The sequence below is a fragment of the Pseudomonas sp. HD6422 genome, assembly GCF_025377065.1.
GTDB lineage: Bacteria > Pseudomonadota > Gammaproteobacteria > Pseudomonadales > Pseudomonadaceae > Aquipseudomonas > Aquipseudomonas putida_U.
Genome location: NZ_JAHWIW010000001.1, coordinates 58,997 through 76,133 on the forward strand (window position 1 = coordinate 58,997; position 17,137 = coordinate 76,133).

At 63.0% G+C, this 17,137-nt stretch carries 15 protein-coding genes and 1 pseudogene; 9 read left to right on the top strand and 7 right to left on the bottom strand.

Translation table 11 applies throughout. From position 1 onward, the window contains the following. Positions 1-45 precede the first annotated feature (45 nt). Together KY379_RS00350 and KY379_RS00355 are read right to left on the bottom strand one after the other, a co-directional pair. The gene (locus tag KY379_RS00350) at positions 46-1,116 is read right to left on the bottom strand and encodes a fimbrial protein (protein WP_261240232.1); all 1,071 of its coding nucleotides are present in this window, start codon (positions 1,114-1,116) and stop codon (positions 46-48) included. 25 nt (positions 1,117-1,141) lie between these two features. Then, a complete protein-coding gene (locus tag KY379_RS00355) occupies positions 1,142-1,849 on the bottom strand; it encodes a fimbria/pilus outer membrane usher protein (protein ID WP_261240233.1) in 708 nt (235 codons plus the stop codon). Here KY379_RS00355 and KY379_RS00360 point away from each other — a divergent pair. Both KY379_RS00360 and KY379_RS00365 read left to right on the top strand, forming a co-directional pair. Beyond that, positions 1,814-3,421, top strand: coding sequence for a hypothetical protein (locus KY379_RS00360; protein WP_261240234.1), 1,608 nt, complete (start codon positions 1,814-1,816; stop codon positions 3,419-3,421). The genes KY379_RS00355 and KY379_RS00360 overlap by 36 nt on opposite strands. 57 nt (positions 3,422-3,478) lie before the next feature. Continuing rightward, on the top strand, positions 3,479-5,389 hold the full coding sequence (locus tag KY379_RS00365; protein ID WP_409977254.1) for a fimbria/pilus outer membrane usher protein: 1,911 nt from the start codon (positions 3,479-3,481) through the stop codon (positions 5,387-5,389). On the opposite strand, the gene KY379_RS00370 is transcribed toward KY379_RS00365, so the two are convergent. The 4 genes from KY379_RS00370 to KY379_RS00385 all read right to left on the bottom strand — a co-directional run bounded on the left by KY379_RS00370 (position 5,296) and on the right by KY379_RS00385 (position 9,344). Further along, positions 5,296-5,562 (bottom strand): fimbria/pilus periplasmic chaperone, encoded by a 267-nt coding sequence (locus tag KY379_RS00370; protein ID WP_409977255.1) that lies wholly within the window; start codon positions 5,560-5,562, stop codon positions 5,296-5,298. The genes KY379_RS00365 and KY379_RS00370 overlap by 94 nt on opposite strands. 65 nt (positions 5,563-5,627) lie before the next feature. Further along, positions 5,628-6,167: a fimbrial protein gene (locus tag KY379_RS00375; protein WP_261240235.1), complete on the bottom strand. Its 540-nt coding sequence runs from the start codon at positions 6,165-6,167 to the stop codon at positions 5,628-5,630. Between the two features lie 237 nt (positions 6,168-6,404). Continuing rightward, positions 6,405-6,815: a PA2817 family protein gene (locus KY379_RS00380; RefSeq protein ID WP_261240236.1), complete on the bottom strand. Its 411-nt coding sequence runs from the start codon at positions 6,813-6,815 to the stop codon at positions 6,405-6,407. Between the two features lie 81 nt (positions 6,816-6,896). Continuing rightward, positions 6,897-9,344: an acyl-CoA dehydrogenase gene (locus tag KY379_RS00385; RefSeq protein WP_261240237.1), complete on the bottom strand. Its 2,448-nt coding sequence runs from the start codon at positions 9,342-9,344 to the stop codon at positions 6,897-6,899. A 264-nt stretch (positions 9,345-9,608) separates the two neighbouring features. On the opposite strand from KY379_RS00385, the gene KY379_RS00390 reads away from it, so the two are divergent. From KY379_RS00390 to KY379_RS00400, 3 genes are all read left to right on the top strand, one after another. Further along, complete coding sequence (locus KY379_RS00390; RefSeq protein WP_261240238.1) at positions 9,609-10,229, top strand: glutathione S-transferase; 621 nt, start codon at positions 9,609-9,611, stop codon at positions 10,227-10,229. Between the two features lie 144 nt (positions 10,230-10,373). Continuing rightward, positions 10,374-11,306, top strand: coding sequence for an ABC transporter ATP-binding protein (locus tag KY379_RS00395; RefSeq protein ID WP_136913560.1), 933 nt, complete (start codon positions 10,374-10,376; stop codon positions 11,304-11,306). Beyond that, complete coding sequence (locus tag KY379_RS00400) at positions 11,303-12,082, top strand: ABC transporter permease (RefSeq protein ID WP_261240239.1); 780 nt, start codon at positions 11,303-11,305, stop codon at positions 12,080-12,082. The genes KY379_RS00395 and KY379_RS00400 overlap by 4 nt, the downstream gene beginning before the upstream one ends. Positions 12,083-12,091: 9 nt before the next feature. Here KY379_RS00400 and KY379_RS00405 read toward each other — a convergent pair. Further along, positions 12,092-12,598 (bottom strand): annotated as a pseudogene (locus KY379_RS00405) (DUF2062 domain-containing protein); the annotation flags it as partial. 143 nt (positions 12,599-12,741) lie between these two features. Between KY379_RS00405 and KY379_RS00410 the strand changes: the two are divergent. From KY379_RS00410 to lpxK, 4 genes are read left to right on the top strand one after another with little or no spacing between them, the layout of a single operon-like run. Next, positions 12,742-14,976, top strand: a complete 2,235-nt coding sequence (locus tag KY379_RS00410) for a DNA internalization-related competence protein ComEC/Rec2 (protein ID WP_261240240.1) — start codon at positions 12,742-12,744, stop codon at positions 14,974-14,976. Positions 14,977-15,029: 53 nt separating this feature from the next. Further along, complete coding sequence (locus KY379_RS00415) at positions 15,030-15,665, top strand: MotA/TolQ/ExbB proton channel family protein (protein WP_133331993.1); 636 nt, start codon at positions 15,030-15,032, stop codon at positions 15,663-15,665. Then, complete coding sequence (locus tag KY379_RS00420) at positions 15,662-16,096, top strand: ExbD/TolR family protein (RefSeq protein WP_133331994.1); 435 nt, start codon at positions 15,662-15,664, stop codon at positions 16,094-16,096. Before KY379_RS00415 ends, KY379_RS00420 begins: the two co-directional genes overlap by 4 nt. Continuing rightward, positions 16,096-17,109 (top strand): tetraacyldisaccharide 4'-kinase, encoded by a 1,014-nt coding sequence (lpxK, locus tag KY379_RS00425; RefSeq protein ID WP_261240243.1) that lies wholly within the window; start codon positions 16,096-16,098, stop codon positions 17,107-17,109. Before KY379_RS00420 ends, lpxK begins: the two co-directional genes overlap by 1 nt. Positions 17,110-17,137 lie beyond the last annotated feature (28 nt).

A 17,137-nucleotide genomic window follows, 5' to 3' on the forward strand; every position in this document is an offset into this window, starting at 1 on the left:
ATCTCTTATGAGGTGGCGTTTTTTTTTGTCCTTCTGGGCCGTGCTTCAACGATAGCTCACGGTAAAGCTGAGGCTGCCTTCGGCGCTACCCGCCGTTACCCTGGGCTGGGTCTGATAATAACGCGCCTGGAAGTGTACCTGGGTGTCGCCCAGGCTCAGTTGCACGGTAGGCAGGTCCTGCTGAAGTTTCACTGGCGTACTATCGGCGTGTAGCAACTGGATGCCGAGGCCCGTGGCGCTGGCGCTGGAGTTCAGGCTGAACAGACCCAGATCCGGATCGATCGGCGTGGATCCGCGCACGCCGTCGAAGCGGATATAGGCCCTGGCGGTGCTGTGGCTCGGGTCGTCCTCGCAATCGTTGAGGGTGATGTGAAACGGTACGGAGGGGGTCGTGTAATGTTCGCCGGTGAACTCGCTGCTGTCGTGCTCGCCGAGGTCGACTGGGTCGGCACTGACGGCATCCGGTCGTAAGGTGCATTGCGCCTGGGACACGCTGCCATGCAGATGGGCGCGCATTACACGTTTGAAGGTGTCGTAGCTTCCGGTGAATAGCTCCTGACCATTGAAGCTGTGAACACCTGGTGCGATGGGGCCTGTCTTGATCAGTGTCAGGTAGACGCGCAGGTTGAGCATTTCGATGCCCGCGGGGCCTGTGCGGTGATTTCCAGTGCCTTCATAGGGTACCGATGTCCAAGTCGAGGGAATCCACTGGTTCTGGCTCCCGCCGGTATAAGGGTTGTCGAGGCGTACGTGGATCCCGACCCCTGCTACGCTGGTTTGCAATACCCGTCCGGTGAGATCCACCGAGTCAATGGGCGGCAACGGCCCCGGGAAGATCGGGGCGGTATTGGGCAGTGTGGCACTCAGTGTCTCGGTACCGTTGACGTTGTTGCATATCAGGGAGAAGTTGCCGTCGTTGGTCACGTTGTAACGTTGCTCCAATGGGCCGATGACCGTGCCGACCGGGGCATCACGGGGTACGTAAAGGTCGCCCACGCGGAGTTGGTGCACCATTTCACCCGCACCGCCTCGCCATTCGCAAATGGCCAGCGCTGGGGTGCTGCAGCTGAGTGTCAGCAGCAGGCCCAAGAGTTGAGGGGGATGAGGTCGTTTCATGCAGGTTCCTTGCGAAATCGAGGTTTCAAGGGCAGTTGAGGGTTTGCATGCGGTAGCCTTGGGCTCGGTGCATGTGTTGGGGGTCGATGTCCAGTCGGCAAGTGGTTGGCTGGTCGCCCCACTGCAACTGCAATTTCTGTGGGGCGTCGTCGATGGCGAGCAACGCTTGTCCGGCTTGGCCAACCACGGCAAGCGGCTGCCCTTCTTGATCGCTGACCTGGGCGCCAAAGGGCAGAGGTTGGCCGTTGCTTTGCAGGAGGGTGAGCACTAGTCGGGCGACCTTGCGAGCGGCGAAATCCGCTCGAACCAAGGCGCCGCGCCGTGGCACGACATGTAGGCTGGCATTATCGATTTCGACTTCTGGGCCAACCTGATCGGTATCGAGTACCAGTGGGTTGGCGCGGTAGGGGCGCAAGTAGGGTATTACCATGTAGCCATCGTCGTTGGTGCGCACGCCGGACGACTGTTGCGAGCGCACACCGCTGACCTCGGGAACGTGTACCAGTGCATTGGTTTCACCCAGGTAAGGGCCCCAGACAAGTCCCTTTTCGTGGATCAGCAGGCTGCCACTGGTGTTGAGTGACAGCGCACGGTAGTCGTTGCCCTCGGTGTACCCCATGCCATAGCTGGCCGCAGGCCCCTGGTAGGCCACGGATACCGCCCCGCTGTTTCGGCTCTGGCCGACAAAACCTCGCGCATGCGCTTCTTCTACAGTCTGAAAAAGGATGCTCACCAGCAGGACAGCCTGCTACATACCAAAATCACGGCACAGGGGCATGATCTGGCAGAGAAAAGCACGACTCACGCTGTCTGCCGTCACACCGGGCTGCCGTTGAGCATGGAGGACCTCAATGGCGTATTCACAGATTATGCATACGATGCCATGCGCCGAGTTGTAGCCGAAACAATAGCACCGGGCACCCCATACGAAACTACCCGTAGTTATCGGTATCAACTCTGCAGTGCCACCGGCCAACAGAGCAATCAGACCAGCATTGATGTCCAGGGCGTTAAGAACCGGACCTGGGTCGACGGCAGCAACCGAGTGCTCTGGGAAGAGCGTGAGGTCGAGGTAGCGGACGAAACCTCCACCCAACCCGAGCGGAAGTGGTTCAAGGTTAGCGACAACACTTACGACGGCGATGGCCGACTCACGCAACAGACCCTGTACGACGACTACCCAGGACAACCGCTGGCGTTGACCAGTTCTTTCGAATACAACGCCTGGGGCGATCAATGCAAGACCATCGGCCCGGATGGTGTGATAAGCCGTTACGAGCGCTCTCCGTTCGGCGCCGAGGGCGACATCGTCGAAACCTGGCAAGAGCGCCCGGACCAGCCGGCTATACGACGAGGGTGGCAGCGAAGCGAATACAATCGATTCGGCAATCCGGCTCAACTATGTCGCTTTGAAAGCGACGAACAACAAGTTGGCAGCGTCGATTTCTTCTACGATGGCCTTGGCCGATGCGTACGAGAGGTTCGCAAACTGCGCGACCCACTGAAACCGCAGGACCCGCCAATGACGCGGACCACACTGATGCGTTACGACGTCTGGGACCGTATGTACCTGATCGAGCGCCCGGACGGCAGCAGCTTGGCCAGAGAGTTCGCCAGCCACAGCACCGATGAGCTCACCACGCGTCTTGAGCTGCTCGTGGCGGGCGAGAAGCCGGGGGGCGGGGCAACGATATGCCGACGTGGGTTCGACGGCCTCGATCGTATATCGAGCTTGACCGTTGGCCCGCGCACCGAGCGCTATACCTATCACGCTGAGAAAACGCTGCTGAAAAGCCATGAGCGCACCAGTGGCCGCAACTATACGTTCAGCTATCAACCCGAACTGAGTAGCCAACCCACCCTCGTCAACTGGAAGTCGGAGCGAGATGCTGAGTTCGAGTTCGACAAAACCAGCGCACTGGTGACCAAAGCCACCAATTCCGAGGGTGTTCGCACCTACACTTATACCGACCAGGGCTATTTGCGCGACGAAACCTGGCAGGGCAACGACGCGTCCGAATCCTACAGCACCGCCTATTGCCGCTCATTGCAGGGCCGCCTCCACGAACAGCGTGTGAGCGACGGGCTACCGGTCGTGAGTACTTATGATAAAGAAGGCCGCCTGCAGACCTACACCCTAACCCCGGGCCAAGGTTTGTTTGATCCCGCCCTCATCGTCGAATATTCCCCCGCCGCCCCAGACAGAACCTACATTCCAATTCCCCCTTTCTCCCTATCGTGCAGGGCTCCGTACCCTGCCGCCTGTGCAATTGGGCCAGCAGGGTCTAACCGTTCCGGACGTTGACGCGTCGCTTGGCCTGTCCATGCCCCGCCAACCCGGAGGCTTCGACAGGATCTGCCCATGCCCCTGCTCCCAGAGCGCTGGCCTTCGCCTTCGCGTCTTCCTATCGTCCTGCTTCTAGCCATGGCCAGCGGCAGCCTGCTACCCCTCGCCAGCAGGCCCGCATTCGGCACATCCTTCGACGCAGCCTTCATGCGCCAATCTGCCGACCAGAAAGCGCTCGCCGGCAGCGTAGCCCTGCAGACGCTGACCGAGGACCAACCCCTGTTACCGGGGCGGTACAGCGTGGAAGTCAGCATCAACCAGGCCTACCTCGGCCAACGGTCCATCACGGTCGACCACGACGCGCAAGGGCGCGGCCTACAGGCCTGCATCGAGGCGAATTTGCTACGTGAAGTCGGTGTACGCGAGCAAGCGCTACCGGTGGCGTTGGAAGGAGACAATGACTGCCTGGACTTAAGCGCATTGATCGAAGAGGCTCAGGCGCGGCTCGATGCGCGCAACCTCAGCCTGGAACTGTCCATCCCGCAGGCGTCGCTACGCCGCGATGTGATGGATAACATCGACCCTTCACGCTGGGACCAAGGCATCGATAGCGCGTTCGTCAACTATCAGATCTCCAGCCAGGCTCGCAGCCCTCAGGGCAATGGCCGCCAGACCAGTCTCGACCTGCAATTTCACAGCGGGCTCAACTTCGGCCCCTGGCGCCTGCGCAGCAGCCAGGCACTGCGTGAAGGTGAAAAAAGCCACCGTCAATGGTCGCAAAGCAACACCTACGTGCAACGCGATCTGCCCGGCAAGTTTGGCAACCTGACCTTCGGGGAAACCTTCAGTGACGGCTCGATCTTTCGCAGCTTGCCGTTCAAGGGCGTGCAGCTGGCATCAGACATGAGCATGTTGCCCGATGTGCTGCAGAACTATGCTCCGGTAATCCGAGGCGTCGCGCAAACACGAGCGAAACTGGAAGTGCTGCAAAACGGTTACCCGCTCTACTCCACTTACGTCGCCCCTGGCCCCTATGTGATCGATGACTTGGGTGTGAGTGCCGGCAGCGGCGAACTGGAGATCGTGCTGACGGAGGCCGACGGCCAGGTACGGCGGTTCCTACAGCCTTATTCGACCCTGGGCAACCTATTGCGCGACGGCGTGTGGCGCTACAGCGCCACTCTCGGCCGCTACGACGGCATCGAGCAAATCGCCTCACCTCTGTTATGGCAGGCCACCCTGGCCCGCGGTGGCGCCTGGGACACCACACTCTACGGCGGCGTCCAAGGCAGCGAGCACTACCGCGCTGCGAGCCTGGGTGCGGCTCGCGATCTCGGTAGCTGGGGCGCCTTGTCCTTGGACGTGACCCAAGCCGACTCCGACCTTGGCAGGCAGCTCGGCGAGGTGCGAGGGCACAGCTACGCGGCCCGTTTTGGCAAGGCTTTCCAGACCGGCACCAACTTGCGTTTCGCCGGCTACCGCTACTCTACCCAAGGCTACCGGGATTTCGATGAGGCCGTGCGCGAACGCAACGCTTATACCGGTTACCTGGGTAATCGCCGCAGCCGCCTGGAGACATCCCTGTATCAGCGCATAGGCCAGCACAGCTCGCTCAGCCTGACCCTGTCGCAGGACGACTACTGGCACAACGACCTGCGTCGACAGCAATATCAGCTCCAGTTCAATACCTATTTCGGCAATGTCAGCTACAACCTGTTCGCCTCACAGGCACTGACGACCAACAGCAAGCATGATCGCTTGTTCGGCCTGAGCATCTCCCTACCGCTGGACATCGTACGCAGCGCCAATGCGAGCTTCGACATGCAATCGGACGGCATCCGGCACAGCCAGCGGGCCAGCCTGACGGGGAGCGCCCTGGACAATCGGTTGAGCTACGTGACATCGGCCAGTCGAGACGAGGGGATGAGTGGCACGGCCGTGGTGGTATCGTCGGCGTCGGTGTTGATCCAGATTTGTGCGGCGTAAGGACGCTTGCTGGGGTTGGCGATGATCACCGAGTTGCTTTGCCGATCGCTGGTCTGAACAATGCGGGTAGTACTGATGGTCAAGGCGGCGTGGGCGCTGGACCAGACTCCGGATAGGCAGATGCAGGCCGCCAGCAGTCGGGGCCAGGAGGGCAAACGAAAGGGCTGGTGCATTGGGGTACCTGAAAAGCGAGGAGTGGGAGGAGGGCCAGACGCGGTTGTTCGCGTCTGGAGGCAAACTATTTGATATCTACGGTGAACGTCACTTCGGTCTGAGCATCACCCGTGCCAACGGTTGTATCGGTGGACTGATACATGGCGTAGAAGAGCATCTCGGTGGGCTTGACTTCGTCCAGCTCATAGCCGGCCGATTCAGTGCCTGGGGCGAGGTTGCTGAACGAACTGTCCTGCAGGGCAAGCGCCAGGTTGCGGGCGCTGCCTGGGCGCAGAGCGTACAGATCGGATCCCGAGGGGCCATAGATCGGTGTGAAGGTAACGTAGCCGGATTGACCTGGGAGGATGGTGCAACCACCCACAGGCGTCACCCGCATTGCGAATGGAATTTCGCGCGTTGTGGTACCCGTAGTGCTGAAGTACTCAGGGTGGTAGCTACCGACTACCACCCGCGGTAGTACGGAGCCGCCAGAACCAGGTTCGACCACTTCGATCGGACAGGTGCCGCCCGCTGTGATGCTGCCAACGAAGTTGATGTTGCCCGAATTGGCCAATGCCGTGTTGCTGATCAGACCCAGGGCGAGGGCCGCAAGTGTTTTCTTCATCGAGAGTTCCCATAGTGGCAGATTTCGAACGATGTTCGCGCCGTGCTAGTTGAATGACAGCAGGCGTGCCGGAGCAGAATACGAGCCGGAGGTGGCGGTTTCTGTAGGGAAAGCTCTATAAAGTGGCGGGTAGGATCAGTGGAGATCAGTGAATTTACGCTTTAGTTACCGACGATCCTGCAAGCTGCTCAGCGAGGTAGGTTGGCGGTTGAGACATGCGCTAACCGCCATGACCTTTCAGTGCCGAATGTCTTGTTCGCTCAGGCTCAACAGTTGTTTCTCGGCGTGCCAGTCGAATGGCTCATCGTTCTGCTGTGCCTGGAAGCGGCGCTCCTCAAGTTGCTGATAGAGGTCAAGCTCTTCATCGGGCATGAAATGCAGGCAGTCGCCAGCGAAAAACCATAAGAGGTCGCGAGGCACCAGATGGGCAATTTGCGGGTACCGCTGGATTACCTGGCAAATGATGTCCTGGCCCAGATACTGGCTTTCCAGCGGCTCCTGGGGTAGCAGCGTCAGCAGTTCGTCGAAGCGCTCGAGGAACAGAGCATGGCTTTCCTCCGGCACCTGGTCGGCCTCACCCAGGGCCACCAGGATGGTGCGCAGGTGTTGAAGCAGTTGCAGGTGGTATTCCAAATGGGGGGTGGCCATGGGGGGGCGGTCCTCGGTGTGAGTAAAACGGGGCCGGAGTATACGTGGGTTGGGGCAGGGGCCGCAAAACGGCCCCCTGTCTCAACGTACCTGACCTTGTGTGGGTAGCAAGTGCGATTTATCGAAAGCATCCACATCGATCACCGCCCGCCGTGCGGCTTCTGCCGCTTCCAGACGTTGTCCCTCGCCAGGCTGGAGTACCCCGGCCTTGACGGCGGCTTCGACTGCCGATTGCCCAGGTGCAGGTTGCACACGGCCTTCCTTGAGTGCCTGGTGCAGCGCCTTGTGCAGGGGCACCGCTTCGTCCAGCAGGTCGCTGGCCCGTTGCAGCGCCGCCACCGGGTCGCCTTCGGCCTGGGGCCTGAAGCAGCCGGCCAACAACTCTTCCAGCGCAGGGTCGCCCTTGTGACGGCCGATCAGCGCCGCGACCTCGGCATCCAGTTCGTCACTTGGCCCGGTATGGCGCCGGCCAAAGGGGAACACCAGCACGCGCAGGGCGCAGCCGACGAAGCGGTTGGGGAAGTTGTCGAGCAAGCGATCCAGTGCTTTTTCCGCCTGACCCAGGCTTTCTTCCATCGCCCAACGGAGCAAGGGCCGCATGTGCTCGGGCGATCCCAGGTCGTGATAACGCTTGAGCGCGGCGCTGGACAGGTAAAGGTAGCTGAGCACATCCCCGAGGCGTGCACTGAGCCGTTCACGACGCTTGAGGGCACCGCCGAGCAGCATCATCGACAGGTCCGCCAACAGGGCGAAAGCCGCTGCCTGGCGGTTGAGGGCGCGGAAGTAGCCTTGGCTCAGGGCATCGCCGGGCACCTTCTCCAGCAGGCCCAGGCCGAGGTTGTAGACCAAGGTGCTGGACGCGTTGCCGGCGGCGAACATGATGTGTTTCATCAGCAGGTCATCGAACTCGCGCAGCGCCTGATCGTGGTCCTGGCGCCCTGCCAGGGCCATTTCCTTGAGCACGAACGGGTGGCAGCGGATGGCGCCTTGGCCGAAGATCATCAGGTTACGCGAAAGGATATTGGCGCCTTCGACCGTGATGAAGATCGGCGCCCCTTGCCAGTTGCGCCCCAGGTAGTTGTTCGGGCCCATGATGATGCCCTTGCCACCGTGCACGTCCATGGCGTGCTGGATGCACTCACGGCCGCGTTCGGTGAGGTGGTACTTGAGGATCGCCGACAGCACCGAGGGCTTTTCGCCCAGGTCCACGGCCTTGGCGGTCAGCAGGCGGGCGCTGTCCATCAGCCAGGCATTGCCGCCGATGCGCGCCAACGATTCCTGGATGCCCTCGAAAGCCGCCAGCGGCACGTTGAACTGCTCGCGGATGTTGGCGTACTGGCCGGTGACCAGGCTGGTGTACTTGGCAGCGCCCGTACCGACGGCAGGCAGCGAGATGGAGCGGCCTACCGACAGGCAGTTCATCAACATCATCCAACCCTTGCCGAGCATGTCCTGGCCGCCGATCAGGTAGTCCAGCGGCACGAACACGTCCTTGCCGCTGTTGGGGCCGTTCATGAAGGCGGCGCCCAGGGGCAGGTGGCGCTTGCCGATGTCGACGCCGGGGGTGTCGGTGGGGATCAGCGCCAGGCTGATGCCCAGTTCTTCCTGTTCGCTCAGCAGGTGGTCAGGGTCGTAGGCCTTGAAAGCCAGGCCCAGCAGCGTGGCCACCGGGCCCAGGGTGATATAGCGTTTTTCCCAGTTCAGGCGCAGGCCGATGACTTCCTCGCCGTTCCATTGGCCTTTGCAGATGACCCCGGTATCTGGCATGGCACCAGCATCGGAGCCCGCCAGCGGGCCGGTCAGGGCGAAGCAGGGGATGTCCTCGCCGCTGGCCAGGCGCGGCAGGTAGTGGTTGCGCTGTTCGTCGGTGCCGTAGTGCAGCAGCAGTTCGGCAGGACCGAGGGAGTTGGGCACCATCACCGTGGAGGCGAGATCGCCGCTGCGGGTGGCGAGTTTCATCGCGACCTGGGAGTGAGCATAGGCACTGAAGCCCTTGCCGCCATATTCCTTGGGAATGATCAGGGCGAAGAAACCGTTGGATTTGATATGCGCCCACGCCTCTGGCGGCAGGTCGAGGTCTTGGCCGATCTGCCAGTCGCTGACCATGGCACACAGTTCCTCGGTGGGGCCGTCGATGAAGGCCTGTTCTTCATCGGTGAGTTTCGGCGCCGGGTAGTCGAGCAGCACGCGCCAGTCGGGGCGGCCGCTGAACAGCTCGCCGTCCCACCACACGGTGCCGGCATCGATGGCTTCGCGCTCGGTCTGCGACATTGGCGGCAGGGTGCGCTGGAACCATTTGAACACCGGGGCGGTGAATACCTTCTGCCGCCATTGCGGCAGGGCCACCAGGGCGATTTTCAGGGCCAGCACCAACCACAGCAACGTCAGCAACCAGCCGGGGGCGCTGCTGAAGATGCCCATCAGCAGCACGTAGGCCGCAAGAATGCCGAGTATCTGCAAGGGCGCCAGGCGCCGGTGCGTGAGGTACGCCGCACCGATCACCAGCACCACCAACCACAACAGCAACATATTCGTTCCTCCTTGGAGCCAGGGGCATTAGCCGTTTAACAGAGCTTAGACGCAGTGCTGTAAACGGCAGGGTCTGAACAGTGACAGGGTGTGGCGGTGGGAGTTTCAGTCCATTGTTTGTCTGGACCGGCCTCTTCGCGGGACAAGCCCGCTCCCACAGGTACGGCGCCGTACTTGTAGGAGCGGGCTTGCCCGCGAAGAGGCCAGTACAGACACCAAAGGTCTGGAGTAGACTCACGCTTCCTCACCTATAAGGACGTTGCCATGCTGAAGATCTGGGGCCGTAAGAATTCGAGCAATGTGCGCAAGGCACTGTGGATCGCCCACGAACTGGGTCTGGATTTCGAGTCGATCGACGCCGGTGGCGCCTTCGGCGTGGTCGACGAACCGCACTACCGGGCCCGCAACCCCAACGGCCTGGTGCCGATGATCGAGGATGGCGATCTGACCCTGTGGGAGTCCAATACGATCGTCCGCTATCTGTGCGCCGAGTATGGCGCGGAGCAGGGCTGGTACATCGAGGACCCGCGCCAGCGCGCCCTGGCCGACAAGTGGATGGACTGGACCTCGTCCTTCGCCACGCCGTTCCGTCCGCTATTCTGGGGCCTGCTGCGCACCCCCGAAGACCAGCGCGACTGGGTGGCGATCAACGCTGCGCAAAAGCAGTGCGCCCAGCTGTTGGCCATCGCCGACGAAACCCTGGCCAAGCAGCCGTTCCTTTCAGGTGACCAGATCGGCATGGGCGACATCCCATTGGGCAGCTTCATCTATGCCTGGTTCGAGATGCCCATCGAGCGTCCGGCGATGCATCACCTGGAGGCCTGGTACGAGCGGCTCAAGTCGCGTCCGGCCTATCAGGCCGCGGTGATGACCGCGTTGACCTGATCGAACACCTTGGCTATTTCGATAGTCACTATCAATAGACGTGACTGTACTTGTGCGGCCAGGGCTTGCACCATGGCCGTACTCACTGCGCCAGTGACCTGATCTGGCGTGTCCTGCACCTTTATCCTCGGTAAGTGACCCGCTATGAGTTCCGCACTGTCCATTCGACAGCTGACCAAGACCTACGGCAACGGCTTCCAAGCCCTCAAGGGCATCGACCTGGACGTCGCCGAAGGTGACTTCTTCGCCTTGCTCGGCCCCAACGGCGCCGGCAAGTCCACCACCATCGGCATCCTCTCGACCCTGGTCAACAAGACCAGCGGCACGGTCAACGTGTTCGGCCATGACCTCGACCGCGAGCCGGCGGCGCTCAAGCGCTGCCTGGGCGTGGTGCCGCAGGAATTCAACTTCAACCAGTTCGAGAAGTGCTTCGACATCGTCGTGACCCAGGCCGGGTACTATGGCATCCCGCCGAAAGTCGCCAAGGCTCGCGCCGAGCAGTACCTGACCCAGCTCGGCCTGTGGGACAAGCGCGACGTGCCGTCGCGCTCGTTGTCCGGCGGCATGAAGCGGCGCCTGATGATCGCCCGCGCACTGATCCACGAGCCGCGCCTGCTGATCCTCGACGAGCCGACCGCTGGGGTCGACATCGAGCTGCGCCGTTCGATGTGGAGCTTCCTGACCGAGCTCAACCAGAAAGGCATCACCATCATTCTCACCACCCACTACCTCGAGGAAGCCGAGCAGCTGTGCCGCAACATCGGCATCATCGACCACGGCACCATCGTCGAGAACACCAGCATGCGCCAGTTGCTGGGCAAGTTGCACGTCGAGACCTTCGTCCTCGACCTCAAGCGCGACCTGCCTGCCGCACCTGTGCTGCAGGGCTACCCGTGCCGGTTGATCAACCCGCACAGCCTGGAAGTGCAGGTGGACAAGGACATCGGCATCACCGCGCTGTTCGGCCAACTGGCACTGCAGAACATCGAGGTGCAGAGCCTGCGCAACAAGACCAACCGACTCGAGGAGCTGTTCGTGTCCCTGGTGGAAAAAAACCTGTCGAAGGTGGCGGTATGAGTGTGGAGCTGCGCACCAACTGGGTCGCCCTGAACACCATCGTCTACCGCGAAGTGCGGCGCTTCCTGCGCATCTGGCCGCAGACCTTGCTGCCCCCGGCGATCACCATGGTCCTGTACTTCGTCATCTTCGGTAACCTGATCGGTCGGCAGATCGGCGACATGGGTGGCTTCACCTACATGGAGTACATCGTGCCTGGGCTGATCATGATGTCGGTGATCACCAACTCCTACGGCAATGTGGTGTCGAGCTTCTTCGGCAGCAAGTTCCAGCGTTCGATCGAAGAGCTGATGGTTTCGCCGGTGTCGCCGCACACCATTCTCGTCGGCTATGTGCTGGGCGGCGTGCTGCGGGGTCTGGCGGTGGGCGTGATCGTGACGCTCCTGTCTTTGTTCTTCACCCATTTGCAGGTGCATCACCTGGGCGTCACGGTCATCGTGGTGCTGCTGACGGCGACCATCTTTTCGCTGCTGGGCTTCGTCAACGCGGTCTTCGCGCGTAATTTCGACGATATCTCGATCATCCCGACCTTCGTCCTGACGCCGCTGACCTACCTGGGTGGGGTGTTCTACTCGATCAACCTGTTGCCGCCGTTCTGGCAGGCGGTGTCGTTGGCCAACCCGGTGCTGCACATGGTCAACTCGTTCCGCTACGGCATCCTAGGGGTGTCGGATATCAGCATCGGCACGGCGATCACCTTCATGCTGGTGGCCACCGCGGTGCTCTATCTGCTGTGCGTCCGCCTGTTGGTCAGCGGTCGCGGCATGCGCGCCTGAGACCTTGCACCGGCATTGGCGCCGACGCCACTGCCGGCCCACCCACCAACGCCAGTAGAGCATGGTGCTGAAGTAGCCGAGGATGCCCAGCACCACGCCGCAGACCACCGAACCGAGCAGGAACGGTTGCCACAAGGTCGACAGCTGGTCGCTGATCCATTGGAAGGTCAGCTCGTCGGGCAAGGTGCGAGGCGGCACCTGCATCAGCCAGGCACCGGTCATGTAGGTGGCGAAGAACACCGGCGGCATGGTCAGCGGATTGGTCAGCCACACCAGGCTCACGGCGATCGGCAGGTTGCCGCGAACCGGGATGGCCAGGGCGGCAGCCAGCAGCATCTGCGCCGGCATCGGGATCAGCGCGGCGAACAGGCCTACGCCCATGGCCCGGGCCACCGAATGGCGGTTCAGGTGCCACAGGTTCGGATCATGCAGCAGCCGCCCGAAGAAGCGCAGGGATTTGTGTTCCCGAATGCTGGCCGGATCCGGCATGTAGCGTTTGAAAAGTCGGCGCGGCATGTAGGCTCCCGGAGCGTGGATCCTGGCAGTATGCCTGTGTTGGGCCTCGCCCTCGTTTAGAGTTTGTGACAATTGTTGAAAGAGCCCAACCTCGATCTGCGCTTAGCATGATCGGGTGATTTCGCTTCTGGAGCTCTACCTCTATGCGCACAGGGATGTTTGCGCTTGCGCTCGGGCTGCTTGGCCTGGGTCTGCTTCCGGAATTGCCATCGGTCGGATGGCTTTGCCTGATGCTGCTGAGCGGTATCGGCTGCGCCTTCACCAGGCTGTGGCCGTTGGGCTGTTTCCTGCTCGGGCTGTGCTGGGCCTGCTGGTCGGCGCAACAGGCGTTGGACGATCGTCTGGCGCCGCAGCTCGATGGTCGCACGTTGTGGCTGGAGGGCAGGGTGGTTGGCTTGCCCAGTCGTACCGCGCAGGGCGTGCGGTTCGAACTGGAGCAACCACAGTCGCGCCGTGCCCGATTGCCAGGGCGTATCCAGGTGAGCTGGTTCGATGGGGCCGCCGTGCAGACCGGGGAACGTTGGCGGCTGGCGGTGACCTTGCAGCGTCCGACGGGGTTGTCCAACCCCCACGGTCCGGATCGCCAGGCGCAATTGCTGGCGCGGCGGATCGGCGCTACCGGTACGGTCAAGGCCGGGGAGTTGGTCGACGCCGCAACGCCGGGATGGCGGCACGCCTTGCGCGAGCGGCTGCTGGCGCTCGACGCCCATGACCGGGAAGCGGTACTGGCGGCGCTGGTGCTGGGCGATGGTTCGGGCTTGGCGCGTCAGGATTGGCAAGTACTGCAAGCCACCGGCACAGTGCATCTGCTGGTGATTTCCGGACAGCATATCGGCCTGGTCGCCGGCCTGGTGTATGCCTTGGTCGCCGGGCTGGCGCGTTACGGCGTGTGGCCGCAGCGCTGGCCGTGGTTGCCTTGGGCCTGTAGCTTGGCGATGGCGGCGGCGCTGGTGTATGGCTGGCTGGCCGGTGCGGGCGTCCCGGTGCAGCGCGCTTGCCTGATGCTGGCCGTGGTGCTGGTCTGGCGCCTGCGCTTTCGTCACCTGGGCGCTTTCTTCCCGTGGCTGCTTGCTCTGACCCTGGTCCTGATGGTCGAGCCTTTGGCGGCCTTGCTGCCGGGCTTCTGGTTGTCGTTCGCCGCCGTTGCGGTGCTGATCTACAGCTTCGGGGCGCGCCTGGGCGGCTGGCGGCCCTGGCAGGCCTGGACGCGGGCGCAATGGGTGATCGCCATCGGCCTGTTGCCGGTATTGCTGGCGACCGGACTGCCGGTCAGTCTCAGTGCGCCGCTGGCCAACCTGGTGGCCGTGCCGTGGATCAGTCTGGCGGTATTGCCTTTGGCATTGCTGGGGACCGCACTGTTGCCGATCGGTGGTGTTGGCGAGTCGTTGTTGTGGGTGGCCGGCGGCTTGCTGGAAGTATTGCTGCGTGGGCTCTCCCACCTGGCGGCGTGGCAACCGGCCTGGGTGCCACCGGCACCGCCGTTCTGGGCCTGGGTCGTGGTGTGCCTGGGCGCGTTGGTGCTGCTGCTGCCCCGTGGCGTGCCGCTGCGTGGCTTGGGTGCGGTCATGCTGTTGGCGCTTTGGGTCCCCAGGGACGAGGTGCCTCCAGGGCATGTGGAAGTCTGGCAGCTCGATGTCGGTCAGGGGCTGGCGGTACTGTTGCGTACTCGAAGCCATAGCTTGCTGTACGACGCCGGTCCGGCGTTCGGCGACCACGACCTGGGCGAGCGGGTGGTGTTGCCGACCTTGCGCAAGCTGGGCGTTCGGCAGCTGGATGTGATGCTGATCAGCCATGCCCATGCCGATCACGCCGGCGGGGCGCCGGCCATTCACCGTGACTTGCCGGTCGCCCGGGTGTTGGCCGGCGAAGCCGAGGCGCTGCCGGACGCGATGCAGGCCCAGGCATGCGATAACGACGACAGCTGGGAGTGGGACGGGGTGCGTTTTTCGGTATGGCGTTGGGCACAGGGGCAAAGCAGCAACGACCGCTCCTGCGTGCTGCTGGTCGAGGCCCGGGGCGAGCGCTTGCTGTTGGCCGGCGACATGGAGGCGGGGGCCGAGCGCGCCTGGCTGGCGGCGACCGACCAGCCGGCAGTCGACTGGTTGCAATCGCCCCATCATGGCAGTCGCAGCTCGTCGACCGAAGCGTTCATCCGTGCCACGGCGCCTCGTGGCGTGCTGATCTCGCGAGGGCGCAACAATAGCTTCGGGCATCCCCATGGGCAGGTCCTCGAGCGCTATCGGCGCCATGGGTTGGCGGTGCACGATACGGCGGTGGATGGGGCGTTGCGGCTGATGCTGGGGCGCAGGGGCGAGGTTGAGGGTGTGCGTGAGCAGCGGCGGTGGTGGCGGGTTATTTCCCTGACCTTCGGCAGATGAGCCCTCCGCCAGCGTATGGTAGAGTGGCGACCATTTTTCAGAGGGGCGTTACCGTGTGGGAATTGGTCAAGTCCGGTGGTTGGATGATGCTGCCGATCATTCTGAGCTCCATCGTCGCCATGGCTATTGTCGTCGAGCGCCTGTGGACCCTGCGCGCCAGTCGCGTCACGCCGCCGCATTTGCTGGGTCAGGTGTGGATGTGGATCAAGGACAAGCAACTCACCAGTGACAAGCTCAAGGCCCTGCGCGCCGACTCGCCGCTGGGGGAGATCCTCGCGGCGGGCCTCGCCAATTCGCGCCATGGCCGCGACATCATGAAAGAATGCATCGAGGAAGCCGCCTCGCGCGTGATCCATGAGCTCGAACGCTACATCAGTACCCTCGGCACCATCGCCGCCATGGCCCCCTTGCTGGGCCTGCTAGGTACGGTGCTGGGCATGATCGATATCTTCAGCGCCTTCATGGGCTCGCAAATGACGGCCAACGCCGCGGTGCTCGCCGGCGGTATTTCCAAGGCCCTGGTCACCACTGCAGCCGGTTTGATGGTCGGTATCCCGGCGGTGTTCTTCCACCGTTTCCTGCTGCGCCGCATCGACGAATTGGTGGTGGGCATGGAGCAGGAGGCCATCAAGCTGGTCGAGGTGTTGCAGGGCGACCGTGAAGTCGAAGTGGCCGGAGGCAAGGCGTGAAGTTCCGGCGCAATCGCCAGCGCGAGAACGTCGACATCAATCTGGCGTCGCTGATCGATGTGGTGTTCGTCTTGCTGCTGTTCTTCGTGGTCACCACCACGTTCACTCGCGAGACCCAGCTGCGCGTCGAACTGCCCGAGGCGACCAGCGCCGAACGGCCACCGGCCGACCAGGACAAGCTGGTTGAAGTCACCATCAGCGCCGACGGCGTGTACTCGGTGAACAACCACCTGCTGCCCAAGAGCGACCTCGCCACCCTGACCGAGGCGATCGAACGTGAGTCCGGGGGTGACAATACCCTGCCGTTCGCCATCAGCGCCGACGGCAAGACGCCGCACCAGGCCGTGATCACTGCAATGGATGCCGCCGGCAAGCTCGGCTTCAGCCAATTGCGCATGACCACCGTCGAGGCGGCCCAGGGGACTCCCTGATGGCGTTCGCCGATCGTCTGCTCGCGGCCTGGTACACCGGGCACCCGGCCCTGGCGATGCTGCGCCCTCTCGAGGCTCTATACCGACGTGTGGTGGAGCGCAAGCGCGCGCGTTTCCTCAGCGGTGAAAGCGCCAGCTATCGGGCACCGGTGCCGGTCGTCGTGGTCGGCAATATCACCGTCGGTGGTACTGGCAAGACGCCGATGATCCTCTGGCTGATCGAGCATTGCCGCCAGCGGGGGCTCAAGGTCGGCGTGGTCAGCCGCGGCTACGGCGCCAAGCCGCCGCAACTGCCCTGGCGCGTTCGCCCCGAGCATGGCGCCGAACAGGCCGGCGACGAACCCATGCTGATCGTCCAGCGCACCGGCGTGCCGCTGATGATCGACCCTGATCGTTCCCGCGCCGTGCAGGCATTGCTGGCCAGCGAGCCGCTGGACTTGATCCTGTGTGACGACGGCATGCAGCATTACCGCCTGGCCCGCGACCTCGAGCTGGTGCTGATCGATGCTGCCCGTGGCCTGGGCAACGGCCGTTGCCTGCCGGCCGGCCCGCTGCGTGAGCCGGCCGAGCGCTTGCAGGACGCCGATGCGGTGCTGTTCAACGGTGCCAGCGAAGACCGCGCCGATGGCTTCGGTTTCTGCCTGCAGCCTACGGCGCTGGTCAACCTGCGCAGCGGCGAACGCCGCGACCTCGATCTGTTTCCCGCCGGCCAGCGCCTGCATGCCGTGGCCGGCATCGGCAACCCGCAACGTTTCTTCAACACCCTGCTGGCGCTAAACTGGCAGCCGATACCGCATCCTTTTGCCGACCACGCGCGGTTTTCTGCCCAGAGCCTGGCATTCAGTCCGCCATTGCCTCTGGTCATGACTGAGAAGGACGCGGTGAAATGCCGTGACTTCGCCGCCGACGACTGGTGGTATCTGGCCGTCGAGGCGCAGCCGACGCCGGCCTTCGCCGCCTGGTTCGACGACCAGCTGCGGCGCCTGCTGCGCGATCGACAGCCGCAGCCCTGAGCCCTTATTCAATTTCCGGCCACCTGGC

Excerpts from the sequence above, each read along its gene's own strand:
- KY379_RS00360 (WP_261240234.1), top strand. The coding sequence starts at position 1,814 with ATGCGCTTCTTCTACAGTCTGAAAAAGGATGCTCACCAGCAGGACAGC.
- KY379_RS00400 (WP_261240239.1), top strand. The coding sequence starts at position 11,303 with ATGAGTGTGGAGCTGCGCACCAACTGGGTCGCCCTGAACACCATCGTC.
- KY379_RS00385 (WP_261240237.1), bottom strand. The coding sequence starts at position 9,344 with ATGTTGCTGTTGTGGTTGGTGGTGCTGGTGATCGGTGCGGCGTACCTC.
- KY379_RS00370 (WP_409977255.1), bottom strand. The coding sequence starts at position 5,562 with ATGCACCAGCCCTTTCGTTTGCCCTCCTGGCCCCGACTGCTGGCGGCC.
- KY379_RS00390 (WP_261240238.1), top strand. The coding sequence starts at position 9,609 with ATGCTGAAGATCTGGGGCCGTAAGAATTCGAGCAATGTGCGCAAGGCA.
- lpxK (WP_261240243.1), top strand. The coding sequence starts at position 16,096 with ATGGCGTTCGCCGATCGTCTGCTCGCGGCCTGGTACACCGGGCACCCG.
- KY379_RS00375 (WP_261240235.1), bottom strand. The coding sequence starts at position 6,167 with ATGAAGAAAACACTTGCGGCCCTCGCCCTGGGTCTGATCAGCAACACG.
- KY379_RS00410 (WP_261240240.1), top strand. The coding sequence starts at position 12,742 with ATGCGCACAGGGATGTTTGCGCTTGCGCTCGGGCTGCTTGGCCTGGGT.
- KY379_RS00365 (WP_409977254.1), top strand. The coding sequence starts at position 3,479 with ATGCCCCTGCTCCCAGAGCGCTGGCCTTCGCCTTCGCGTCTTCCTATC.
- KY379_RS00395 (WP_136913560.1), top strand. The coding sequence starts at position 10,374 with ATGAGTTCCGCACTGTCCATTCGACAGCTGACCAAGACCTACGGCAAC.
- KY379_RS00350 (WP_261240232.1), bottom strand. The coding sequence starts at position 1,116 with ATGAAACGACCTCATCCCCCTCAACTCTTGGGCCTGCTGCTGACACTC.
- KY379_RS00380 (WP_261240236.1), bottom strand. The coding sequence starts at position 6,815 with ATGGCCACCCCCCATTTGGAATACCACCTGCAACTGCTTCAACACCTG.